Origin of the sequence: Sporosarcina sp. ZBG7A (genome assembly GCF_000813425.1) — a bacterium.
Taxonomy (GTDB): Bacteria; Bacillota; Bacilli; order Bacillales_A; family Planococcaceae; genus Sporosarcina.
Window position 1 is genome coordinate 1 of the sequence record NZ_JWIB01000024.1, and the last position, 23673, is coordinate 23673.

Genomic DNA, 23673 nt, shown 5'->3' on the forward strand with positions numbered 1-23673 from the left:
TCTCCTCTTGCTTTTATTTGGTTGGGAATAACAGGGCATTGTAAACTACTCTTCAATAAGGTTATTTATTGTCATAACAACTATATACATACGAAATGATGCAGTACGGATTCCCTATCTATTAACACTTTGAAAAATATTCAGAATAGTATTGACCGCAGTAATGTATTAAGCATATAATACGCTTATGGTGTATGAACCATATGGTACACACACTCGGTTGGATTATTGTTAAAAAAGGTTGTTATAGGAGTTGTTTCGATGAATGTAAATTTTAATAATCGTGATCCGGTCTATTTGCAAATTGTTCGTTATTTCAAGGAGAAAATTGCAGTTGGGGGCTTGAAGCCTGGCGAGGAAATTCCCTCAAGGCGGGAGTTGGCAAATCGGATGAAAGTTAATCCTAATACCGCGCAACGAGCGTATAAGGAAATGGAGGAACAGGGATTGATTTATACGGAGAAGAATCATCCAAGTAAAATCACATCGGATAAAATGATATTAGGTAAGGTAAGAGATGAACTTCTTGCTGAAGCAGTTGATATGTTTGTGACATCTGTTCGTTCCATTAATGTACCAGTAGAGGAATTGCTGGACTTGGTTAAGGTAAAGTACACGGCTAACGGTGATAAGGAGGCTTAACCATGATTGAGGTAAAAGCGGTTGAAAAGAAATTCGGACGTAAGAAAATATTAAAAGGCGTATCTTTTACAGCAAACAAAGGTGAAATAACTTGTTTAATAGGAATAAACGGAGTTGGGAAGACAACGATTTTAAATGCAATAATGGCGCTTACCCCGTTTAATAAAGGACAGATATTAATAGATGGAGAACCGATAAATAAAAATTCATTCGAAAAAATTACCTTTATCCCTGATACTATTACGATGCTTCCACACATGAAAATAGCAGAAGCGATGGAGTTTATGGATGATTTTTATACGTGTTGGAATCAGGAGCGCGCAACTGAATTACTAGGTTTTTTTAGATTAGACCCTAACGATCGAATTGCTTCCTTATCAAAAGGAAATGCAGCAAAGGTTAACCTGTTACTTGGTCTAGCACTTGATGTGGATTATGTATTAATGGATGAGCCGTTTTCGGGAATTGACATGTTTAGTCGAGAAGATATAGCGAATGTATTCACTAGTCATTTAATTGAAAATCGTGGTGTAATTATTACGACACATGAAGTAGGCGATATTGAACATTTAATTGATAAGGTTGTCCTTCTAGATGAAGGTAAGGTTACAAAGGAATTTAGTGCAGAAGAAGAACGTGAAAACGAAGGGAAGTCTGTCATTGATGTAATGAGAGAGGTGTATCAAAGATGAAGAATTACTTGAAGCTCGTTAACTTTGAATTTAATCGCATTGCGAAACTGTTTGCAGTCTTACTTGGTGTAACCTTTGTTATACAGATTGTAGGAGTCATTGTGCAATCAAGATATTATCTTAGCATGGCTAATGAATTGATCTATGAAGGAATGTTGTCAAAAGTAAAGTTTCTGGAAAATTACGGTCATATGAGTTTGTCTCAGATAGTGATCAGTATGTGGTTCCTCGTACCAATTTTGTTGTGCGTCGCTGCTGTGGGGTTCTATATTTTTCTAATTTGGTATCGTGATTGGGTTGGAAAGAATACATTTATTTACCGATTATTAATGCTCCCAACAACAAGATTAAATATTTTCTTTGCAAAGATTACGACTATCTTGATCATGACATTAGGACTAGTTGCATCTCAACTCATTATGCTACCTATTGAGACGCTAGTTATGAAAAGCATTGTGCCTAAAGAATTTATTATGGATATTACCTTGAACCAAATTGTGATCAGCATGCCAGAATTACGTTTCATCTTTCCGAATAGCCCGATTGAGCTTGTCATATTTTACGGTGCAGGTGTGTTGGCTGTCAGTATTGTATTTACTGCAATCTTAATGGAAAGAAGTTTCAAGTGGAGGGGAATTTTTGCTGGACTTATTTATAGCGCAGTTGCAGTAGGCTTAACGATTTTGCCCTTACTTTTAAATGTGATTGTTTTCAATGGCTTTTTCTATACAATTGAATTGTTTGTACTTGAAATTATTATGGGGTTGCTTGTTCTCGCAGGATCTATTTTGACGTGCAGATTCCTTTTAATGAAAAAGATCACCGTCTAAGGAGTGTTGAAAATGAAAAAATACTGGAAAAGCACTGCAATTATCTTTGTTATTGTGGTTAGCATCGGATCTTTCTATGTAAATTCTGCTACATCAGCAGAACACTATCCAAAGTTTGTTATCCAAACATTAAGCGGTAATGCTCAAGAGATCAAACCGTTGATTATCAAAGGTTCTTATGCAGATACTTCTTCTATGACTTATGTTAATACAAGTCTAGCAATCAGCGCGAAAGGCACTACCTATGAAAGTCGTTCTATTCTAGATGAATTAGTCGGAAATCCTCCGCAAGAGATCAAGAGGTTACAAGAAAAATATCGTACGTTCATGCGAGGAAAAGGTTTCTCGGGCGAGTTACTTTTCGAAAACAAGAAGTTTCTAGCTTATGCAAATGTAGATTCTGGATCAATAAAGTCAAGAAACCATAAGTTTGAAATATCTGTATTAACCAAAGAGGATGACATTATAAACTCCTTCAAGATGGATGTTCCAAAGGGCAAAGAAATGGATTATCTTCATGTAGAAGATGTACAGATAATAGAGGATAAATTATACCTCATCACCGATAACATTATCAGCAATAATGATAAGCAATATGAAGAAAAGCATATTTATACGATTGATTTAGCTACTAAAAAAATAATAGACCATGAAGCAATTATTCAGTTTTCCAGAAGTCAAGAGCATACCCGTATTGATGTACAACTAGTTAGAACAAGCCCTACTAAAGCGAATGACCATCTAATACTTCTGAAAACGGAAAATAAAGTAAGTGAAGATATGGAGACTACAAGTGAAGAAGTTGTAAGTCAGGAAATCATCTCTTACAATATAGAAACGAAAGAAAAGGAAACGATTAATATACCAGGCTTGCGTTTAGGAGGGAACCAACTCAGCTTTTATGATGGTTCTACCATTTATTTCATGAGGTTAGATGGGCGAGATCTCCTAGTAACTCCTTATCGTTTAGCAGATGATACAGTTGGTCAAACATATAGTATCCAATTATCTGGTGAAAAGGGTGCTGTGTCAGAACCAATTACAACCGTAATAGACGGTAAACTCTATGTTGCTTCCTCGCAAATGAATGCAGACCTAAATGCAGATATAATTGTTGCGGATGCGTATACAGGAAAAACTCTTTTTAAAGGTCAAGTAGCTGTAGATGGTTCCTCGAAAGATAATAGCCAATTCGATTTATCCTTGTATAAACTCTTTGTGAATTAGATTACAGAAACAAAGAGTTGAGTCAATATTTCTTTCAAGAACAGAGGAGGTCAAAGTGAAAACAATATCAAATAAAGCAATTGTTTTAGCTGAACTCGACCTAAGTATGAATGAGAAAAAAAGTAATGAACTCTATATGGAATGTAAGAAGAAAGTGCATCGGGTTGCACTTTCTTATGTGAAGGATAACTACATAGCAGAAGATCTTTCTCATGAAATTCTTGTGAAATGCTATCTTAACTATAAAACATTTAACGGAGAACGTTCCTTCTATTCATGGATGTATCGAATTGCTAATAATCATTGTATTGATTTTTTACGAAAAGGTTACCGTCATCGAGTTGTGCTTCACGAAAATATGGAGCTACTTAACGATGAGGACGCGTGTACGCCTGAATTTGAGGTTTTAAATAGTTTTGATACAGAAGAACTCAGAAACAAGATAAGGCAGTTGCCTTCGAAGTATGAAGAAGTCATAACCCTCTATTACTTTAAAGACCAATTTTTGAAAGAAATCCAACATCGTTTAAATATAAATCTTTCAACAATAAAAACAAGGATGTCTCGGGCCAAGAGGATGTTGAGGGACATGTATTAGGATGTAGAATGTCCAGTTTACCTTTTATAGTTAGTGTTCGTCATAAGGAGGGCGCCGCAAAAAGATAGTTGCCCATTATTTGGTGCCCTTTTTATTCAATTTATAAATCCATAAAAAATAATTAACTTCTTCCTCTCATGGATTGTCAACTCTAGACCGTAAAAGTTTTCTAAGATCCCTAATCGATACTCGTCAGGTGTTTTAATAATCAAGAGTCCAGTGGAATCGAATCCGATTGAATAATTTAAGCTCACGTCATTGCTGACTATGGGACGTGAAGGTCATTACTAAGCACAGAAAAAAGACCCTACATAGAGTAGGGTCTTTTTCTAGCTATAATTAAGCTTTTTGAACGTTAGTAGCTTGTAGGCCACGTTGTCCTTGTTCGATTTCAAAAGTTACACTTTGACCTTCGTCTAAAGATTTGAAACCTTCGCTTTGGATTGCTGAGAAATGTACGAATACGTCCTCTCCAGCTTCACGCTCGATAAATCCAAATCCTTTTTCTGCATTGAACCACTTAACTGTACCTTGTTCCATAATTATTGCCTCCTAGTGCGGATAACCACACATTGTGTTACTACGCTTGCTCAAATACCTTAGACGAAAAACAAAATCAATTCTCAATCTGAAAAAGAACAAGAATAATACTCCCTTAGAATAACAGAGATATGATGAAATAGCAAATAGAACGATTCATATTTATAAAGAAGCCATTGAAATTCAGCTTGTAAAATAAAGGGATTTATTAAGTTGTTGGATACAGCCTAATGAGCAGGGGATTGTAACCACAATAAAATCAACATGTTTCCACTGTTTCAATCAACTCTTGAATCCCTTCTTTCTTCAACGTTTGGACCTATTAATGAATAGGCGCAGATCTTATATACAAAATCGCACCCATTCATTTACATGCACGTCTAAGTTAAACATCATTTTCTAGAGTTGACTCTATAGCTTCATTTTTCACCTGCAAAATGTACTCCTTTAAAACGAGCTCCTTTCCACCGTTCTTTTCATACCAGTTTTTAACACGCTCAACGTGAGCCTTATCATTTCTCAACATGGATTCAATCTTTAAATAATCCTCGTAACTGTCATATTCCCATATAGCGAAAATCTCGACAGTGTCATCCTCGTTATTCTTCATCCAACGACCTACTAAACGTGATCCGTACTTAAGTTGGTTAGGTAAGTTTGTTTTGTTAAAATGGGCATTAAAATTTTCAACGAATTCATTTTTCACAACGTAAAATTTTCTCCTATAAAACATAAACTCTCCCCCAAGATTTAAGAAATATTATAATATTTCCTTACTCAATTCACATTTCAATAACAAAAAGGACTGATTGTTGAGTCTAATTATTCATCATTCCAAATGAATTGTATCAAACCACAAACTGAATAATCAAACTTCCGAGGTGTTCCATAAAAATCATTACCAATAATCTTTGTGGAGCACTTATTCTACGTAGTCTCTTTGAAATGTTGATGCTGCTTTAAAGCCATATATAAAAGTGTACATTGCTTGAATGAATTCAAATCGATGCTCACTATTTCTTGAAGTTGCTTCAATCTGTACATCAGCGTATTGCGATGAATATATAGTTTTTTGGCAGCTTGGCTCATGTTCATTTGTTCATCACAATAGACGAGAAAGCTGTCGAGGAGGACAGGGCCATTCACATGATTGAGTAATTTTTTGATGTGATTGTTCAGTGTCCATTGTGAGGGGAGTGTGATCTCTTCTAGACCATGTGATAGTAAGTCCCAATCGTCATTAGAGACGATTGATTGTTGAAAGTGATGGCGATTCGCAATCTCCAAAGCTTTTCTACATTGCTCATAAGAGTTTAAAATTCCTTCAATGGATGGAGAAGGATCACTGTATGAAAACATTAATTTACTATCTATTCCACGGGTCTCTAAAAATTTCCTCAGCTTGTCCGAGGCGAACTCTAATCTCTTTAACAATGTAGTTCTCTCATCGGAATGGTCGGAGAGTAAAATAAGCCATTGACCCGAAGATAAAGGAACAACAATATCCTGTTCTTTTGTATTGAATAAATTTCTCAAGCATAAATATAGCTCTTGTTCTTCTGGACTGAATGTATGTGTTTGCTGGATAGAGAGAGCTTGATCATTAGTAGGCAGTAGATCCAATAGAATACAGCGCCTTGGTATTCCTAATGTAAATCCGTGAGTGTCACAATGGCTAGGAATATTACTAAAATCAGCTTTCTCTTGATAAAAAGAGAGACATTTAAAGAAATCCCGCATCGATTCCATTTGAGAGGCAACTGTCCTTGAACGGAAGTTTTCCATTAGGAGCATTTCTATATGGGATTGGACAAATTGTACGTACCGTTCAACGATTGCTGGGTCACCAATAAGACCGAGTACACCGACTGTTTCTTGTTGGAATCTTAGAGGCGTAGCAATACCAGGTAAGACGTTGACGAGATTGGCAGTTTGTTCCTTGGTGAAAAACATCATCTTTCCTGACCGTGTCACTTCTGTAGTGACAATGTGATGTGAGCCAAGTCGGTTATTGTCTGTGCTCCCAATTACCAACCCTTCCTTATCCGTAATACTAATCGGGATATTTAATATAGAAGAAAACTGTTCGACGATTGATTGTGCATAGTGCCCAATGTTCTGCAATTCATTCATCCCTTTCCACTAGTTGATTTTCAACTCTTTTACGGTGAACTGGCCAGAATTTGTTTTTGTTCGTACTAAATTGTTGTGCAGTTTGGATGTATTACTTTCAAGATATGAAAGTATATTGGAAGACAGAATAGATTAAGTGATGGGAGGGATTTCAAATATTAGTTTTGAGTGCTAAAAGCCAAATGGAACTAGTGGATATGAAAGAAATTTTACAATGTATCGAGGTTGCTCTAGAAGAATTTTCAGGGTCAGCTACCGATACTCCCATTCGAACGATTTTACCGTTTGGCACTGACAACTCTGGTGTCGTGATGCCGTCTGTAGCAGAAGGATTACATTCAATGGGACTAAAATATGTAAACGTTGTACCTTCTAATATTAATATTGGAAAAAAGGTCATTAACGGTGTTGTTTTACTTTCAGACATTACAACGGGAGAGCCACTTGCATTATTAGAAGGCTCTTACTTAACGCGATTACGAACAGGAGCTTTGTCAGGAGTTGCTACAAAGTACTTATCTCGTAAAGACTCCAAAATACTAGGCATTATCGGTACAGGTGAACAAGCCATGGGACTATGTGAAGCAATCCTAGCGGTGAGGGAAATCGATACAATCTATCTTCACAATCGAAGTGAAGAGAAGGCACTATCATTTTCAAAGTTTGTAAGTAGTACGTTCAACAAGAAAGTTGTCATTTGTCCAAATTCTAATGAAGTTGTTAGAAATTCAGATATTCTTGTTACTGCAACAACTTCTATGGAACCCGTATTTACGGAAGCCTTAAAACCTGGTGTCCATGTAAATGGAGTAGGATCTTTCAAGCCAACTATGCAAGAGTTGCCGACATCAGCCATTTGTGGTGCTGCTAAAGTTGTTGTGGAATCCAAAGAATCGGCATTGGAAGAAGCGGGAGATTTAGTAGTTCCAATCCAAGCAGGAATGTATTCCAAGGATGCAATCCACGCCGAACTTGGACAAATTATAAGTGGAAAACTAACAGGAAGAGAAAACGAACACGAGGTAACAGTATTTAAATCTGTCGGATTGGCCATTGCTGACATCGTCATTGCAAAATACTTTTACGACAAAGCCTGCAAAAATAAAGCTGGAGTAACCGTGGACCTTACATGATATAACGCAAGTTGAACTATTATTTTAGGGGGTACAGGCTATGAAAAAAGCGGATATTATTATTGTCGGTGGTGGAGTCATGGGTTCGAGTACAGCTTTTTCATTGCGCAAGAATGGGTTCGAGGGGAGTATTCTAGTATTTGAAAAAGATCCAACATATGAGTATTCCTCCACATCCCGAAGTGCAGGTGGTTTCCGGCAATTATATTCAACTTCTATTAATATCCAACTAAGCCGATTTAGTTTGGAAGTCTATAGAAATTTTGCGGAAGACATGGCCGTAGACGGGGACAAGGCTGAAATTGACTTCAAACAACGAGGGTATTTATTTTTAGCGACTGATCGGATGTTGCCTGCTTATGAAAAGCAACTCAAATTGCAAAATTCTCTCGGAGTTCCATCTGAAATCCTATCGACCAGCGATTTACTGAACCTCATCCCAGAGCTTGAAACAGGTGATTTAGCGGGGGGATTATTCTGTAAAGAAGATGGATATCTGGATCCGTATTCGGTCATGCAAGCATATCGGAAAAATGCCCAACACTTGGAGGTGGATTATATAACAGCAGAAGTCTCCTCATTACTTACAGAAGGCGGACGAATGAAGGGGGTTCAATTAGTTGACGGAACCATTTACACTTCACCTGTTGTCATTAATTGTGCAGGTGCTTGGGGTGCAACATTGAGCGAAGAAATCGGATTACCATTGCCCGTTGTCCCGTTGAAACGCCAGATGTATGTCTTTGACTCTACGAAGAGATTGGAGAAAATGTTACCGCTTACAATCGATCCGACTGGCGTCTACTTCCGTCATGAGATGGATCGGGTAGTCGCGGGATTTTCGGATGATGTAAAACCTGGTATCGATTTTAAATGGAAGCGGTCCTCGTTTGATCATTTGTGGCCGATTTTAGCGCACCGAATTCCAAACTTTGAAAGTCTCAAATTGGAATCGGGTTGGGCTGGAATGTACGACCATAATACAGTCGATCAAAATGCCATTATCGGTGAGCATCCTCAGATGAAAGGGTATTACGTTGCGCTTGGATTCAGTGGACATGGCATGCAACAAGCACCTGGTGTCGGTCTCGGATTGGCTGAACTGATTTGTAAAGGGAAATATGAAACGCTCGATTTGACACCACTTCGTGTAGAACGATTTGCAGAAAATGATTTAGTATTGGAAGATGCAATTGTGTAAATAGAGTTACATGAAATGTACTGAGAAAACCAAAGGAGCTGAGTGAATTGCATACGATTATAATGGTCGAATTCGTCATGTATCTCTTGATAATGCTGATTGTTGGATATCTCGTTAGTCGCAGATCGAAAAGTCATGCAGATTTCCTTTTAGGTGGGAAGCAGTTGCCAGGTTGGGCGTTAGCATTTTCTGAACGTGCTACTGGGGAGTCGGCATGGCTCCTGCTAGGATACACGGGCTTTGTTTTTGCAACAGGATTATCAGGTGTTTGGGTAGCAGTCGGAATTGCTTCAGGTATTATCTTCTCTTGGCTGTTCTTGGCGAAACGGTTTATGAAGGAAGCGGAGAAGACCGGTGCGTTGACACTTCCTAGTTTCTTAGCAGCTCGTTTCGGCAAACAAGGTAAGCTCATCCTTTGGCTTTCTACAATCCTTATTTTCAGTTTTATGATGTTTTACTTTGGAGCACAAATTGCTGGAGCCGGAAAAACATTGTTTGCTGTTTTTAATATTCCTACTACAGTAGGCGCCATTTTAAGTATTATCGTTGTCGTTATCCTTGCCTATGTGGGTGGGTTTGTAACAGTCGTTTGGACAGACATGATCCAATCGGTCATGATGCTCATTACTTTAGTTGCCTTACCGATTGTAGCACTCGTTCAAATTTCAGCTGCTGATTTGTCGATCAGTGAGGCTCTCGTTGCTGCAGGACCATCGATGGATTCTTGGACAGGTGGAGCAATTGGGTTCTCATTAGGTTTGTTACTCTTTAACAACTTTGCTTGGTTTTTTGGTTTCCTTGGCGGGCAACCACAATTAAGTGCTCGATTTATGGCCCTTAGAAGTGAAAAAGAAGCAAAACAGGGTAGTATCGTCGCAATCACGTGGACGATCTTAGCTTACAGCGGAGCGTTCATGATCGGGATTACGGCGCTCACATTATACCAAGGTCAAGTATTTGCAGACGTCGAGATGATTTTGCCTTTTATGATTCTTGACTTGATGCCACCATGGATCGCAGGCATTTTACTTGCAGGGATTCTTGCAGCAATCATTTCAACTGCTGATTCACAGTTACTAGTCATTACAAGTTCCGTAAGTGAAGACATCATACACCGTGCTATGAATTTAAAGCTTTCTGAAAAGAAATTAGTAGCCATCTCTCGTCTAACAATAGTCGGGGCAGGAATCGTAGGGTTAGTGATTGCCTTAACGTCGAAATCCCTTGTGTTTCTCGTAGTCAGTTGGGCGTGGGCTGGTGTCGGATGTACGCTGTCGCCAGCAGTCATGTTAACGTTCCTGTGGAAACGGTATTCAGGAATCGGTGTCATCGCGACAATTATCTCAGGATTCGTCAGTACAGTTATTTGGATTTCAACACCACTCGATGCGATTGCGACATCTCGTTTCACAACGTTCTTTATCGCAGCTGCATTTGGAATTGTCTTCAGCTTACTGTTCCCGGATAAAAAAGAAGAAGAACAGGAACCCGCTACAGCAGAAGTATCGGATTCAACACCAGTTTAAGGAAGATAGCTAGGATGTCATTGTTAGGAACAAAAGACGCAGACTTTGTGGTTTGTGTCTTTTGTTTGTACATAGCGTGACTTATGGCTGTGGCGTATCAGAATTAGAACGTATGACAGGTAAGAACTTGGAATATACATGGAGTGAAGGAGAATAACAAACTCGATAGCAGTTAATAGATCGTACCTTAAAAAAGTTTCAAGAGAGTTGAGTGTGAGCTCGTAGTCTAACACGGAAGGAGATCGGACTTGGAAAAATTGTTGGAGAAAGAAGAGTTTATAAAGTTTGTGAAAAATGGAGATAAGTTGCTTGTAGGTGGTTTCGGAATGTCAGGAACACCATTGACTTTAATAGATGGAATTGCAGCTTCTTCATTAAAGAATCTTACTGTTGTCAGTAATAACTTAGGCGAGCCTGGCAAAGGATTGGGGATTCTTTTAAAAGAGAAGAAATTGAACAAAGCAATTGGGTCCTACTTTACGACAAATCGCGATGCGGTCCAAGCATGGGTCGATGGTGAACTGGAGATTGAGTTGATCCCACAAGGAACTTTAGCAGAAGCTGTACGATGCGGAGGCGCAGGAATCGGTGGTTTCTATACCAAGACAGCGGTGGGCACCAAATTAGCTGAAGGAAAAGAAGAGAGGGTGATTGATGGTGAACGATTCATATTAGAAAAAGCCATCAAAGGCGACGTTTCGCTCATAAAGGCCCATAAAGCAGATCACTTAGGAAACTTAGTGTACGACCATACAGGCAGAAACTTCAATCCAGTCATGGCGACCGCCAGCAAAATCGTCATTGCGGAAGTGGATGAAATCGTTGAGAACGGTGTCCTGCTGCCTTCGGAAATTGTAACCCCTCACGTTTATGTAGATTACATCGTAAAAAGTAATTACGTGAAAAAGGCAGGTGTTTTTGTTGAATCAGTTTAAGCGTATAAAAATTGCGCAACGGATTGTACAAGAATTGAAACAAGGTCAAGTTGTTAATCTTGGTGTAGGCATTCCTACGCTCATTCCAGATTATTTAGGAGAGAAAAAATTAGTCTTACAATCGGAGAATGGTTTGCTTGGAATGGGTCCTACTCCGCCTGCAGCAGAAGTGAATATGGATTTGATAAGTGCGAGTAAAGCTCCCATCACAATGGAAATTGGCGCTTCACTATTTGATAGTTCAAATTCGTTTGCAATGATTAGAGGCGGCCATATAGATGTTGCGGTCCTAGGAGTATTGCAAGTAGATCAGACAGGTGAAATCGCCAATTGGGCAGTACCAGGTCAAACAATCTTGGGTGTGGGGGGAGCGATGGATTTAGTTGCTGGAGCAAAAGAAATTATTGTAGCAACTTTGCATTCATCCAAAAATGGAGAGCCCAAACTTGTGAAGGAATTGACATTTCCGTCGAGTGGAATACGCAAAGCAGATCTAGTTGTTTCAGAACATGCCGTTTTTAAGTTTGAGGATGGAGCGATGCGACTCATTGAAATCTTGTCTGATATTAGCATAGAAGAACTAAAAGAAATAACTGGCGCTGAGTTTGAATACAATTCAGAGACAACGAACGCCTAATAGGGAGACGTTGTTTTTGAAGAAGATTGAAGGTTTATTAGACAAGCATGTAGTCAAGTGAGATGACTCTTTATCCTAAGAAACCACTACAGAATATATAAACCTGTAACTAGTAATTATTGAGGAGGCTGAGTGTTGAAGCAAATCACAATTGTCGGTTCCGGTGTCATGGGGAAAGGGATTGCTTATGCGGGGGCAGTGTCTGGATTTAAAGTGGTTTTGAATGATTTAACCGATGAAATACTCGCTAGAGCGAAAAAGGATATCGAAGAGTTACTAGATTCAAGTTTTCTTGGAGGCTTTCTAAAAGAAGAGAACTACAAAAGTGCAAAAATGAATCTTGTCTATGAATCCAATTTAGAAGTTGCCGCTAAAGAAGCAGATCTAGTTATCGAAGCTGTTCTTGAAAAAATCGAATTGAAAATTGAAGTTTTTCAGAAGCTAGATCATATTTGTAAGCCGGAAACGGTTCTTGCTACAAACACATCGACTATGAGTCCGACAGAAATCGGTGCCCAAACCTCTCGACCCGGCAAAGTCGTCGCTATGCATTTTTTTAACCCAGTCCATAAGATGAAGTTGATTGAAGTCGTTAGAGGTCTCGAAACGTCCGATGAGACAGTCGAATTTGTTAAGGGGATTGCTGAGTCCCTTAGAAAAGAAGCTATTGAAGTCAATGAGTTTCCTGGTTTCGTAACTTCCAGAATGAACTGCTTAATTGGCAATGAAGCGATGAATTTGCTGATGGAAGGTGTTGCTTCCGCTAAAGATATCGATAAGGCGATGAAGTTAGGTCTTAATCATCCAATGGGACCATTAGAGCTTGCTGATCTAGTTGGTTTAGATACTAGACTTCGAAATATGGAATATTTATATGCAACGTTAGGCGAGAAATATCGCCCTTGTCCTCTAATTGTTAACTATGTGAAAGCGGGACGCCTTGGAAAGAAAAGTGGCAAAGGGTTTTACGAGTATACGTAAGGGAGGAAACAAAATCGAAATTTACACTAACGTTGTTGTGAAAAAAGAAGATGGAGTTATGTACCTCACACTTAACCGTCCAGAAATGAGAAATGCGCTAGACGCAAAAACACTATTGGAAATCGATTCAGCTTTTTCGGATGCTGAACTGGACAAGGAAGTTCGAGTAATTGTTATCCAAGGTGCAGGTGGGAAATCATTTGCAGCTGGAGCGGATATTCAACAACTCCATGACCGGGACTCACTTGAAGCACTTATCCCTGGAATGCAAGGATTGTACTCTAAAATTGAAGGTTGTTCGAAAGTGACGATTGCTGCTGTGTCCGGATATGCCCTTGGTGGCGGATGCGAATTGGCGCTCGCTTGTGATATCCGAGTAGCAACGAAACGAGCAAAATTCGGATTACCTGAACTTAATTTAGGGATCATACCTGGTGCAGGTGGTACGCAACGTCTTTCCAGAATCATCGGGAAAGGACGTGCACTTGATATGATCTTGACTGGAAAAATAATCGATGGTGAAGAAGCGGAGCGTGTTGGATTAGTCACCTACTTCACAGATGAAGACGGGCTAAATGAGGTAGTGGTAAAAGTTGCTTCCGACGTTATGAAAAAAGGTCCAGTTGCCGTACAACTTGTAAAAGCAGCAGTTCATAAAGGATTCGATATCGATTCTGGAACAGCGATGTGGATTGAGAAACTATCCCAGGCAGTCGCTTTTACAACAGAAGATAAAAAAGAAGGTACGTTAGCATTTTTAGAAAAAAGAACGGCGAATTTCATCAATCGATAAGGGGAGAAATGGCTATGGATTTCAATTTCACGGAGGACATCGATTTTTTAAGAAATAACGTTAGGAAGTTCGTCCGGGAACAAGTGGAACCGGTCGCGATGGAAATTGAAGAAAGTGACCTCATTCCAAAGAGAATTGTAGATTTGTCTAAAGAGATGGGGCTTTTCAGCCTTGGAATCCCTGAGGAATATGGTGGACTTGGACTCGATATGGTTGGGAAATGTGCAATCTATGAAGAGCTTGGAAAAACACATAATGGATATACGACTCTGATCGGTGCTCATACAGGAATCGGTACTGTGGGAATTGTGGACCTTGGTACGGAAGAGCAGAAGAAGAAATACTTGCCAAAGATGGCTACAGGAGAATGGATTGGAGCGTTCGGATTGACCGAGCCAAGTGCAGGTTCAAACGCTGCGAACTTGAAAACAACAGCTGTTAAAAAAGGTGATAAATACATTATTAACGGGTCCAAGCATTATATTACGAATGCTGTAGACGGTCATGTATTTACTGTAATGGCAGTAACTGACAGTTCTAGAGGGGCACGCGGGATCACTTCGTTCATTGTTGAAAAAGACACGCCTGGATTCATCCTCGGATCAGTAGAACAGAAAATGGGTTTAAGAGGTTCTCATTCTGCTGAATTATTTTTCGACAATATGGAAGTACCCGCAGAAAACGTCTTAGGCGAAGAAGGTTCGGGTTATATCAATGCGCTGAAAATACTTGCGAATGGCCGGGCTGGACTAGCCGCTAGAAACTTAGGCTCCTGTGTTAGATTGCTGGAACACTCTCTCGAATATGCGCATGAACGAGAACAATTTGGCCAAAAGATTGTCGACATGCAGGCGGTCCAACATATGCTAGCTGAAATCAGTATGCAAATCGAAGTCCTTCGCTCCATGACGTATCGTGTTGCCTGGATGACTGATCAGAATAAGCGTGTAGTGAGAGAAGCAGCGATTGCTAAACTTTTTGCTTCAGAAGTGTATAACAAAGTTGCAGATCTTGCTCTACAAATCCACGGGGGCATTGGATATATGAAAGACTATCCAATCGAACGCTATTATCGTGATGCTAGAATTACAAAAATCTATGAAGGCACTTCCGAGATTCAAAGAAACATCATTGCCAGTGAACTGAAACGTGATTATGCAAATAAGGGGCTGTAGAAGTTGCGGGATTCTTATATTGTTGAAACGGTAAGAACGGCGGTTGGAAGAATGGGTGGTTCGCTTAAAGACATCACAGTCGATCGATTGGCGGAAAAAGTGATTCGGGAAGTGATGACAAGAACGAATAAAGACATTGAAGTGGATGAAGTTATTTTAGGTCAGGCAAAACAAAGTGCTGATACGTCGAATTTAGCCCGTCTAGCTGCATTAAGAGCAGAACTACCAGTCACCGTTCCGGGATACACAGTCCATCGCCAATGTGGATCAGGTTTACAAGCCATCAATAATGCGGACCAACAGATACGACTGGGGTTATCAGATGTTGTAATTGCTGGTGGTGCAGAAAGTATGAGCACAGCTCCTTATTACATTCGAAATGCCAGGTATGGCTTCGGTGCTGGGAATGGGATGATTCTGGATCCGAACACAGAAAGTCAGCCTTGTTCACAACCTGCCGAAACATATGGGGAATTGACAATGGGCTACACGGCTGAAAATCTAGCGGAACACTATAATATTTCACGAGAAGAACAAGATGAATTCGCGATAAGAAGTCAACTTCTTGCTGAAAAAGCAATTCAGGATGGACGTTTCAAGGACGAAATCGTTTCTTTTGAAGTTAAATCGAGAAAGGCTAGTTTTCAGTTTGAAGTGGACGAACACCCAAGGAAATCGACGAAAGAACAACTGGCAAAACTTCGTGCAGTTTTCAAAGAGGGTGGATCTGTCACTGCAGGAAATGCTAGTGGAAGAAATGATGGTGCATCTGTCGTGCTAATGATGTCAGAGAACAAATTGAAGGAATACGGATTAAAGCCGAAAGCAAAAATCATTGCACAAGCAGTGAGTGGAGTTTCTCCAGACGTAATGGGAATCGGCCCCGTGACCTCTACACAGAAAGCGTTGGAGCAGTGTAGTCTCACCATCGATGATATTGACTTGATTGAACTAAACGAAGCATTCGCTGCCCAGGCTTTATCAGTCATTAAAGGCGCAGGCATGGACATTGAAAAAGTGAATGTAAATGGCGGGGCGATTGCGCTTGGTCATCCAATTGGAGCTACAGGCGCGGTGCTTATGACGAAATTACTCCATGAAATGGCTCGTAGAGGTTCCAAGTATGGATTGGTGACACTTTGCATTGGCGGTGGCCAAGGCATTACAACGATTGTTGAAAACTTACAATGACATAACAGAATGGCGTTAGAAATAACTTTCAGAAAGGCGTTGTCCATTGTCTTTGCATATCGTTCAAATTCTACCTATGTACCATCCCGATGGGGAAGAAAAGTTGAAAGAACTTGCAGAAGTGAAACAATTTAATGAGTTTGACGAGCAAGAAATCATTAAATACTTACAACAGCATGATGTAGATGGGATTATTTTAAGAGCACCTGCAAAAATAACTCCCGAAATTTTAAATCACTGCGAAAACGTGATTGCCATATCAGGCGCAGGAATCGGACTGGACAATATAGATGTAGAATACGCGACAACTAAAGGAATTAAAGTATTACATGCCCCGAAAATGAACAGTACTGCAACTGCAGAACACGCTGTAGCCTTACTGCTATCTGCTATGAAAGATATAAGTATGTTTCATGCGGAAATGCAAAAAGGGAATTTCTCTTTTAGGGATGGAAGATATACAACTGAACTACAGGGGAAAACTCTTGGACTGATAGGGTTCGGATCTATTGCTCAAAAAGTGGCGAAAATAGTGAAGAACGGCTTTGAAATGAATGTAGTCGCCTATGTGCGAACGATTTCAAATGAAAGACAAGAGCTTGCAGATTCCCTAGGAGTTGAAGTGACTACTTCCATGGAGGATGTGTTCAGAAAAAGCGATGCCATTAGCCTCCATATCCCGCTGACAGAACAAACAAAAGAATTGATTGACAATAAATTCTTTAACGTTATGAAGCCGTCTGCAGTTCTGATTAACACTTCACGTGGCGGAGTAATCCATGAAGCGGATTTAGTTGAAGCACTTCATAATCAGACATTCTTGCGGGCGGCAGTTGATGTATTTGCAGTTGAACCACCAGCGGAAAACCATCCGTTTTTTGGAGTAGAAGAAATCACTATGACCCCACATATTGGTGGAATCAGTATTGAAGCAGCAAAAAAGACATCAGTTGTGATCGCTGAGAACTTAATAAAGGCGATTGACGGTGAAGAATTATCTGTAATCGCAAACTCTGAAAAACTTGTTAAGTTAAAAAGAGGTTAAATCTCTGATTTAGAGTACAGGAGGGAATTATGAAGACTTTAAAAATTGCGCTCATACCAGGAGACGGAATAGGTCCTGAAGTCGTTTCAGAAGGTGTGAAAGTATTAAAAACGATTGAGAAATTAGATCCGTCCATTTCTTTTTCATTTACAGAGTTTCCGTGGGGATGCGAGTATTATTTGGAACACGGTAAGATGATGGCGGACGACGGGATAGAGCAACTAAAAGAATTCGACGCTATCTATCTGGGAGCCGTAGGGTATCCGGGTGTCCCTGATCATATTTCATTATGGGATTTGTTGCTTAGAATTCGAAAAGAGTTTGATCAGTATGTGAATCTCCGACCTATTACTTTGTTGAACCCAACACTTACGCCGTTGAAAGGCAAAACAGCTAAAGAAATCGACTTTTTGGTGATCCGTGAAAACAGTGAAGGTGAGTATGCGGGTGTAGGAGACTGGCTTTTTAAAGGGAAAACAGAAGAAGTCGTCTTGCAAACCGGTGTGTTTTCTCGGAAAGGGACGGAACGGATTATTCGGTATGCATATGAAGAAGCAAGAAGGGCCAACCGAACATTGACGAGTATTAGTAAAGCGAACGCACTGAATTATTCTATGGTGTTCTGGGATCAAGTTTTTGACGAAGTTGGAAAAGAATATCCTGACGTACAAACGTATTCTTATCTTGTGGATGCGGCAAGTCTTTACTTTGTAACTGAGCCTGAACGCTTTGAAGTGGTTGTTACATCAAATCTTTTTGGAGATATTTTGACTGACATAGGGGCAGCAATCACTGGTGGAATGGGCTTAGCGACGGGTGCAAACATCAATCCGGAACGGACCTATCCAGCCATGTTTGAACCTGTACACGGATCAGCACCGGATATTTCAGGGAAAGGAATTGCAAATCCGATTGCTGCCATCTGGTCGGTTAGTCAAATGATGGACTACTTTGGAGAAGAAAAATGGGGGGAAGTTATTTTATCTACGATAAAAGAAATCCTGAATGAAAAAGAGGCGCTTACGTCAGACTTAGGCGGCCAAGCATCCACTTCACAATTAGGGAATCGGTTTGTCGAATTACTTTCAGCAAAAGTTAGTGAAGTAGGGGTATCCCTGGAATAATTCACTTACTATATTAGAGTATGAAAAATTATTGAGTGAAAATTGAAAGCAGCTCATTCCGATGTATCAAGGGGAATGAGCTGTTTTTTATATGGAACACAGTAGCATTTCTAATGTTAAATAAGCATTTTGTCTTGCTGATGGAGCACACGATTCAACGAATTCAACTGTACATCTGTCAAAGGCAGCATAGGTAATCTGACGCCGCCCACTGCGATTCCTTCTAAGTTTAAGGCAGCTTTCACAGGTGAAGGATTCGGAGCTGCGAACAGTTCTTTCATAATCGGTAGCATTCGACGGTGCAATGTTGACGCTTCACGAATACGACCGTGCTTGAAATGGCTAATCATGGTTTTCATCTCAGGTCCGATGACATGGGCGGATACTGAAACAACTCCTGCCCCCCCGATAGAAAGGACTGGGAGTGTCAGACCATCATCCCCACTATAAAGCGCAAAATCTGCAGAAGTATTTTCGATGATATCCGCCATCGCATCCAAGTTACCGCTAGCTTCTTTGACAGCTACGATATTCGGGATAGTTGCAAGTCGGATAATCGTTTCAGGACACATATTGACAGAACTGCGACCGGGAATGTTATATAACATAATTGGTAGCGCAGTAGATTCTGCAATAACTTTAAAGTGTTGGTACATTCCTTCTTGAGAAGGCTTGTTGTAGTAGGGAACAACGAGCATGATACCGTCGACACCGGCTGCTTCAGCTTGCTGAGTCAGCTCGATGGACTCTCTTGTATTGTTCGATCCTGTACCTGCAATGACGGGAACTCTTCCTGCAACAACCCGTACAGTGAACTCGAACAAATCAACCTTTTCTTTTTGCGTTAATGTCGGGGATTCTCCTGTTGTTCCTGCAACTACCAAACCATCGGATCCGTTTTCGAGTAAATGATTAATAAGATTGCGGGTAGCGATAAAATCAATTTCTCCCTGCTCATCAAATGGGGTAACCATAGCGGTAATCAGTTGTCCAAAATTCATCTGTTCTCCATCTCCTTTTGTTTTTATCCAAAACATAGAGGTGGAAGGCAGTGTATCCTGAAACGCAAAAAGCAACAGCGAAGGTACGCTGTTGCTTGGAAATAATAAATTATTTCTCTGCATCAGATAGCCCTCCATATAGTTTCCTATATGACAGTTCTGCACTTGTTCAGTCCAGAACCAGCTTCGAGATAATGAGCATCTCTCCACTTCGGCAAATTCCCCTTTCTACAATCGTCGTCGAATCTCATCATTCTCAGATTGTGTACTGATGGTTTTTGCGCCTCTATCCTCATTTCGAAAGTTACGAAATAAGTGAATGTTTAATTACATGTATCTTACACTGTATCGAATAAAAATGCAACTATTAGGAAGTTACTACAAGTTGTCAAGATGTTATGTCTGACACGTCGCGTACTAGCATAATACTTTCACTGGAATGCAAAAACCATGCAATTCACCGATGAAATTCAACATTTGACAGACGATAACCGACCGCTCACTGGAATTTAGCAACTGTTTTACTAGGTACTCCGTATACTAGTCGTATAAGAACCTAACGAATGGAGGAATAATGATGCCGGTTGGTGAAGCTACCAACGACATGCCGAATAATACAGGTAGAGATGAAGAAACGAAAAAACCATTGGTGAGAGGAGGTCCAAGAATGAAAGTTTCCTTGACTATCGATCGAGCTGCTATAGAGACGACCATAACAATTGAATGTAAAGAAATGGATCCATCCATCCAAGAAATTTTAGATTTCCTTAATGGCCAAGAGCTCGACTTTGTTGTGGGGAAAGAGGGAGATATGCAGCATATTTTGAATCCTATGGATGTCCACTATTTTCACTCCACACCAGAAGGAGTAGCTGCCGTGACATCTAACGGTTCCTACCTAGTTAAAGAAAAACTGTATGAACTCGAATCCATGCTACCCTCGAAACGATTCATCCGACTTTCAAAATCAGTCATTGCTAATCTTTACGAATTAAGCCGCTTCGAAGCATCATTCAATGGAACGCTAGCAGTATATTTCAAATCAGGAACAAAAGAATATGTTTCTCGAACCTATGTTAATGGCATTAAACAAGCACTTAAAATGAAAAGGAGGAACAACGAATGAAAACATTCTTATGGCGCAGCACTGTTGGGGTCTTCTTCGGTGGTTTTCTAACAGTGATTATTACTACAGTCATTATTTTAGCAAATGACCTGGAAACATTAAACGCTGCCAAATTTGTCAAGAGTGGGGTAGGGACCATTTTTTGTGGTTGGTTCTTCAGTGTCACCCCCCTCTATTTTGAAAATGGAAATTGGTCGTTACTTCGTCAAACCGTCTATCATTTCATAACCGTGCTGATCCTGTACTTCATTACTGCATTCGGACTGGAATGGTTCAGTTTCACACCAATAAGCTTTTTAACTTTTGTTATGATGTTCTTAGGAATATATGCAGTTATTTGGGGGAGTTTCTATCTGTATTTTAAAAATGTAGCGAAGAAGATGACTGAAGAGTTGGATGGGTTGTAATTAGACTGCACTTGGCACTAAGAGTTTTTGGAATATTGGTTATATTAGTTTGGAAAACGAGAGGGGAGAGTGACACTTACCTCTCTTTTGATTCATTAAGAAACTACTTAGATTGCTGTAAAATAATAGTACGAGGATAGATGAGTTTGCAATAGATTAGGTGATTTTAAATGACAAAATTATGCGGCCATCAAATCTGTTTTTTAGGTAAATAAGAGGACTCCATTTTGAAATAAGGTTAATTAAAATGTAGTCTTCGTTCACAAATTTAAGTTCAGGTATGAAAAGCATCTATGGCCATCAGTTCAATGAATTTATATCCATTTAAGATCGTTTAATAATGAGCATGTTTTTAGAAGAAACCAAAGCGGTAAGCGGTTCTTAAATCAGACCAAAGCATAACCGAATTCGTCCTTTAAGACGGTTTCGGTTTTTTTGTTTTTTGAAAAGTAATCTAGTCACTTTGACAAATAGACTTGTCAAATTGAAATGCATACGTTACAATTTTCGTAAGAGGTGAGATTAGTGAGAACACGTTTGAAGGAATTGCGTGCACGAAATGGACTGAATCAGACCGAGCTCGCAAAACGGGCTAAAGTATCTAGGCAGACGATCAGTTTAATTGAGCGGGAAGAATTTATCCCCTCGTTACTTATCGCCGTTAGAATTGCTCGGATTTTTAATGAGGCGATTGAAAGTGTTTTTCTATTCGATGAGGAGGAGATTGAATGAGACTGGTCATTTGGGCATTGCTAGGTGCAGTGGTGGGATTTGTTGTCATGTATATGACGCTTTCATTTCAAATGGATTTTGACTTTTATACAATTGCATTTCAAGTGAATGTGATTTTAACTGCACTCACTATTGTTTTACTACTCTATATAGGGTTAAGCATCCTGCAAATGCGTAAAAAATCGGATGCAAACGTATCGGATGATGAAGAAGATGAGCGTGACATATGGCTGTATAAAAAATTCAGTGATACAAATATGCTTGTTATGGCAACGATAATAATCGGGATTGTAGCAACTTCAATTTCTCTCATTACCGGTCAGCCTACTTGGCTGGAGCTAATTTCAACAGTCACAGTCATCATTGCTTTCATTCTATCCATAAGTGTTTCAAGTTTGGTCAATAAATTTTATCCTGATCGCAATCTGCCTTCTGTTTCGGAAAAAGATTATGCGAAAAAGTTGCTAGCGGCTTCTGATGAAGGGGAGCGACATGTGATGCTGGAGGGTCTTTATCGTTCATTCAATTTGTTAAATGGCACACTTATCCTTGCGCTGTTTCTGCTTGCAGTATATTCAATCGGTACAGGGGTTTCGCAGTTGTTCTCCATTTTTGTCATAGCGATTATTCTCCTTGGAGCAAATGCCAAATATTTTTTGTTGATTCGAAAGAAATCGTAACCGGGTTATTCAATAAAATCAGTAACGTATGTCAGATTAATATTCCTCTCATTGCGATCCTGACAAACAACAAATTTGATTCCACACCTCGTCTATAGTAACTTGTATAATAGGTTACTAATAGTAAGCTTGGTTTTAAAATGAGCGATGAGGAGTGGTCGAGAGTGACTTCAATAGCTAAAACATTTAACGGGATCCCATTATCCGTATTAGATCTTGCACCCATCAATGAAGGTGGGAGTCCGAGTGAAACATTCAATAATAGTGTGGAATTAGCTAGACATGTAGAAAAACTAGGATTCAATCGTTATTGGTTGGCGGAGCATCATAATATGCCAGGTGTCGGCAGTTCAGCGACGTCTGTGCTGATTGGTCATATTGCGGGTGCGACGGAGCGGATGCGCATTGGTTCAGGTGGTGTCATGTTGCCAAACCACGCACCACTTGTGATTGCGGAACAGTTCGGTACGCTCGATGCCCTTTATCCTGGACGTATTGACCTTGGTTTAGGCCGCGCGCCAGGTAGTGACCAAGCGACTGCCTATGCATTAAGACGTACATTGCATAGCAGTGGGGAAGATTTCCCAGAGCAAGTGGCGGAGTTACGTTCGTATTTCGATCCACAACCGAATGCCCGAGTCCGTGCGTTTCCTGGAGAAGGGCAAGATATTCCGATTTGGTTACTTGGTTCTTCAGGTTTTAGTGCACAGCTTGCTGCGCAACAAGGGTTACCGTTTTCGTTTGCAAGTCACTTTGCTCCTGCCTATGTAATGCAAGCGTTGCAGATGTATCATCAGAATTTCAAGCCGTCCAAAAACCTACAAGAACCATATGCGATGCTTGGCGTCAGCATAATTGCTGCAGATACTGATGAAAAAGCACTGTGGCTCGCAACATCATTCCAACAACAGTTCTTAAGTCTTCACCGGGGTATGCCGACTCAGTTCAAACCACCTTTGGATGATCCAGATGCAGTATGGAGTCCAAGTGAAAAGGTTTCAGCAGCGAATATGCTGGATTCTCCTGCCACAATTGTCGGCAGTCCAGAAACTGTGAAACGAGAACTGGAAGCATTCTTAAACCAGACGAAAGCAAATGAGTTCATTTTGAGCTCACCTGTCTTCAATCAGGAGGATCGACTGCGTTCGTTTGAACTGATTGCGGATTTAATGGATTAAATGCTGCCTCGTCGGTAGTGAGAGAACTTTAGAAAAGACCGGATTTGTCTGCTGACAGATTCGGTCTTTTTGACATGTACTGTTTTGAATCTGTTCTTTAACTAGTAATTCGTGTATAATTAATTTTGAAAAGTCGAACTTTTAAC

25 protein-coding genes and 1 riboswitch are annotated in these 23673 nt (G+C 40.0%); of the genes, 21 read left to right on the plus strand and 4 right to left on the minus strand.

Going from position 1 to position 23673, the window contains the following annotated elements; translation table 11 throughout:
* The first annotated feature begins 261 nt into the window (after positions 1-261).
* Genes RL70_RS09470 through RL70_RS09490 form a run of 5 tightly spaced genes read left to right on the plus strand, consistent with a single transcriptional unit; the run spans position 262 to position 3989 of the window.
* On the plus strand, positions 262-642 hold the full coding sequence (locus RL70_RS09470; RefSeq protein ID WP_039043174.1) for a GntR family transcriptional regulator: 381 nt from the start codon (positions 262-264) through the stop codon (positions 640-642).
* A 2-nt stretch (positions 643-644) separates the two neighbouring features.
* Positions 645-1334 carry an ATP-binding cassette domain-containing protein gene (locus RL70_RS09475; RefSeq protein ID WP_039043175.1) on the plus strand — a complete coding sequence of 230 codons (690 nt, stop codon included), beginning with the start codon at positions 645-647 and terminating at the stop codon, positions 1332-1334.
* Positions 1331-2164: a hypothetical protein gene (locus tag RL70_RS09480; protein WP_039043176.1), complete on the plus strand. Its 834-nt coding sequence runs from the start codon at positions 1331-1333 to the stop codon at positions 2162-2164. The genes RL70_RS09475 and RL70_RS09480 overlap by 4 nt, the downstream gene beginning before the upstream one ends.
* A 12-nt stretch (positions 2165-2176) precedes the next feature.
* Positions 2177-3391, plus strand: coding sequence for a hypothetical protein (locus RL70_RS09485; RefSeq protein WP_039043177.1), 1215 nt, complete (start codon positions 2177-2179; stop codon positions 3389-3391).
* Positions 3392-3446: 55 nt separating this feature from the next.
* Complete coding sequence (locus RL70_RS09490) at positions 3447-3989, plus strand: RNA polymerase sigma factor (RefSeq protein ID WP_039043178.1); 543 nt, start codon at positions 3447-3449, stop codon at positions 3987-3989.
* A 339-nt stretch (positions 3990-4328) separates the two neighbouring features.
* Here RL70_RS09490 and RL70_RS09495 read toward each other — a convergent pair whose 3' ends face one another.
* The 3 genes from RL70_RS09495 to RL70_RS09505 form a co-directional block, all read right to left on the minus strand.
* A complete protein-coding gene (locus tag RL70_RS09495; RefSeq protein ID WP_025783429.1) occupies positions 4329-4529 on the minus strand; it encodes a cold-shock protein in 201 nt (66 codons plus the stop codon).
* Positions 4530-4914: 385 nt separating this feature from the next.
* Positions 4915-5262 (minus strand): NIPSNAP family protein, encoded by a 348-nt coding sequence (locus RL70_RS09500; RefSeq protein ID WP_039043179.1) that lies wholly within the window; start codon positions 5260-5262, stop codon positions 4915-4917.
* 194 nt (positions 5263-5456) lie between these two features.
* Positions 5457-6662: a sugar diacid recognition domain-containing protein gene (locus RL70_RS09505; protein WP_039043180.1), complete on the minus strand. Its 1206-nt coding sequence runs from the start codon at positions 6660-6662 to the stop codon at positions 5457-5459.
* A gap of 155 nt (positions 6663-6817) precedes the next feature.
* Between RL70_RS09505 and RL70_RS09510 the strand changes: the two genes are divergently transcribed.
* The 11 genes from RL70_RS09510 to RL70_RS09560 all read left to right on the plus strand — a co-directional run bounded on the left by RL70_RS09510 (position 6818) and on the right by RL70_RS09560 (position 18403).
* Complete coding sequence (locus RL70_RS09510) at positions 6818-7795, plus strand: ornithine cyclodeaminase family protein (protein ID WP_039043181.1); 978 nt, start codon at positions 6818-6820, stop codon at positions 7793-7795.
* 40 nt (positions 7796-7835) lie between these two features.
* Complete coding sequence (locus RL70_RS09515) at positions 7836-8996, plus strand: FAD-binding oxidoreductase (protein WP_039043182.1); 1161 nt, start codon at positions 7836-7838, stop codon at positions 8994-8996.
* 47 nt (positions 8997-9043) lie between these two features.
* Positions 9044-10522, plus strand: a complete 1479-nt coding sequence (locus RL70_RS09520; protein ID WP_039043183.1) for a sodium/proline symporter — start codon at positions 9044-9046, stop codon at positions 10520-10522.
* Positions 10523-10770: 248 nt separating this feature from the next.
* The gene (locus tag RL70_RS09525) at positions 10771-11457 is read left to right on the plus strand and encodes a CoA transferase subunit A (protein ID WP_039043184.1); all 687 of its coding nucleotides are present in this window, start codon (positions 10771-10773) and stop codon (positions 11455-11457) included.
* Positions 11441-12094 (plus strand): 3-oxoacid CoA-transferase subunit B, encoded by a 654-nt coding sequence (locus RL70_RS09530; protein WP_369795216.1) that lies wholly within the window; start codon positions 11441-11443, stop codon positions 12092-12094. Before RL70_RS09525 ends, RL70_RS09530 begins: the two co-directional genes overlap by 17 nt.
* A 135-nt stretch (positions 12095-12229) precedes the next feature.
* On the plus strand, positions 12230-13075 hold the full coding sequence (locus RL70_RS09535) for a 3-hydroxyacyl-CoA dehydrogenase NAD-binding domain-containing protein (RefSeq protein WP_039043185.1): 846 nt from the start codon (positions 12230-12232) through the stop codon (positions 13073-13075).
* Between the two features lie 19 nt (positions 13076-13094).
* A complete protein-coding gene (locus RL70_RS09540) occupies positions 13095-13868 on the plus strand; it encodes an enoyl-CoA hydratase/isomerase family protein (protein WP_369795218.1) in 774 nt (257 codons plus the stop codon).
* Positions 13869-13882: 14 nt separating this feature from the next.
* Entirely contained in the window at positions 13883-15043 is a 1161-nt protein-coding gene (locus RL70_RS09545) for an acyl-CoA dehydrogenase family protein (RefSeq protein WP_039043186.1), read from the plus strand.
* 3 nt (positions 15044-15046) lie between these two features.
* Positions 15047-16234, plus strand: coding sequence for a thiolase family protein (locus tag RL70_RS09550; protein WP_039043187.1), 1188 nt, complete (start codon positions 15047-15049; stop codon positions 16232-16234).
* A 46-nt stretch (positions 16235-16280) separates the two neighbouring features.
* Positions 16281-17279: a D-isomer specific 2-hydroxyacid dehydrogenase family protein gene (locus RL70_RS09555; RefSeq protein WP_052245889.1), complete on the plus strand. Its 999-nt coding sequence runs from the start codon at positions 16281-16283 to the stop codon at positions 17277-17279.
* A 29-nt stretch (positions 17280-17308) separates the two neighbouring features.
* On the plus strand, positions 17309-18403 hold the full coding sequence (locus tag RL70_RS09560) for a tartrate dehydrogenase (protein WP_039043188.1): 1095 nt from the start codon (positions 17309-17311) through the stop codon (positions 18401-18403).
* A 116-nt stretch (positions 18404-18519) separates the two neighbouring features.
* On the opposite strand, the gene dapA is transcribed toward RL70_RS09560, so the two are convergent.
* Complete coding sequence (gene dapA, locus RL70_RS09565) at positions 18520-19404, minus strand: 4-hydroxy-tetrahydrodipicolinate synthase (RefSeq protein ID WP_039043216.1); 885 nt, start codon at positions 19402-19404, stop codon at positions 18520-18522.
* A 119-nt stretch (positions 19405-19523) separates the two neighbouring features.
* Positions 19524-19701, minus strand: a riboswitch (Lysine riboswitch).
* 370 nt (positions 19702-20071) lie between these two features.
* Here dapA and RL70_RS09570 point away from each other — a divergent pair.
* From RL70_RS09570 to RL70_RS09590, 5 genes are all read left to right on the plus strand, one after another.
* A complete protein-coding gene (locus tag RL70_RS09570; protein ID WP_039043217.1) occupies positions 20072-20530 on the plus strand; it encodes a LytTR family DNA-binding domain-containing protein in 459 nt (152 codons plus the stop codon).
* On the plus strand, positions 20527-20937 hold the full coding sequence (locus RL70_RS09575; RefSeq protein WP_039043189.1) for a DUF3021 domain-containing protein: 411 nt from the start codon (positions 20527-20529) through the stop codon (positions 20935-20937). Before RL70_RS09570 ends, RL70_RS09575 begins: the two co-directional genes overlap by 4 nt.
* A gap of 525 nt (positions 20938-21462) precedes the next feature.
* Entirely contained in the window at positions 21463-21669 is a 207-nt protein-coding gene (locus tag RL70_RS09580) for a helix-turn-helix transcriptional regulator (protein ID WP_039043190.1), read from the plus strand.
* On the plus strand, positions 21666-22349 hold the full coding sequence (locus RL70_RS09585; RefSeq protein ID WP_039043191.1) for a DUF3169 family protein: 684 nt from the start codon (positions 21666-21668) through the stop codon (positions 22347-22349). The genes RL70_RS09580 and RL70_RS09585 overlap by 4 nt, the downstream gene beginning before the upstream one ends.
* 140 nt (positions 22350-22489) lie before the next feature.
* Positions 22490-23527 carry an LLM class flavin-dependent oxidoreductase gene (locus RL70_RS09590; RefSeq protein ID WP_052245890.1) on the plus strand — a complete coding sequence of 346 codons (1038 nt, stop codon included), beginning with the start codon at positions 22490-22492 and terminating at the stop codon, positions 23525-23527.
* Positions 23528-23673: the final 146 nt, after the last annotated feature.

Bases quoted from the DNA above. Each gene is read 5' to 3' on its own strand.
- RL70_RS09495 (WP_025783429.1), bottom strand. From the start codon at position 4,529: ATGGAACAAGGTACAGTTAAGTGGTTCAATGCAGAAAAAGGATTTGGA.
- RL70_RS09515 (WP_039043182.1), top strand. From the start codon at position 7,836: ATGAAAAAAGCGGATATTATTATTGTCGGTGGTGGAGTCATGGGTTCG.
- RL70_RS09570 (WP_039043217.1), top strand. From the start codon at position 20,072: ATGAAAGTTTCCTTGACTATCGATCGAGCTGCTATAGAGACGACCATA.
- RL70_RS09475 (WP_039043175.1), top strand. From the start codon at position 645: ATGATTGAGGTAAAAGCGGTTGAAAAGAAATTCGGACGTAAGAAAATA.
- RL70_RS09560 (WP_039043188.1), top strand. From the start codon at position 17,309: ATGAAGACTTTAAAAATTGCGCTCATACCAGGAGACGGAATAGGTCCT.
- dapA (WP_039043216.1), bottom strand. From the start codon at position 19,404: ATGAATTTTGGACAACTGATTACCGCTATGGTTACCCCATTTGATGAG.
- RL70_RS09480 (WP_039043176.1), top strand. From the start codon at position 1,331: ATGAAGAATTACTTGAAGCTCGTTAACTTTGAATTTAATCGCATTGCG.
- RL70_RS09585 (WP_039043191.1), top strand. From the start codon at position 21,666: ATGAGACTGGTCATTTGGGCATTGCTAGGTGCAGTGGTGGGATTTGTT.
- RL70_RS09590 (WP_052245890.1), top strand. From the start codon at position 22,490: ATGAGCGATGAGGAGTGGTCGAGAGTGACTTCAATAGCTAAAACATTT.
- RL70_RS09575 (WP_039043189.1), top strand. From the start codon at position 20,527: ATGAAAACATTCTTATGGCGCAGCACTGTTGGGGTCTTCTTCGGTGGT.
- RL70_RS09500 (WP_039043179.1), bottom strand. From the start codon at position 5,262: ATGTTTTATAGGAGAAAATTTTACGTTGTGAAAAATGAATTCGTTGAA.
- RL70_RS09545 (WP_039043186.1), top strand. From the start codon at position 13,883: ATGGATTTCAATTTCACGGAGGACATCGATTTTTTAAGAAATAACGTT.
- RL70_RS09470 (WP_039043174.1), top strand. From the start codon at position 262: ATGAATGTAAATTTTAATAATCGTGATCCGGTCTATTTGCAAATTGTT.
- RL70_RS09505 (WP_039043180.1), bottom strand. From the start codon at position 6,662: ATGAATGAATTGCAGAACATTGGGCACTATGCACAATCAATCGTCGAA.
- RL70_RS09485 (WP_039043177.1), top strand. From the start codon at position 2,177: ATGAAAAAATACTGGAAAAGCACTGCAATTATCTTTGTTATTGTGGTT.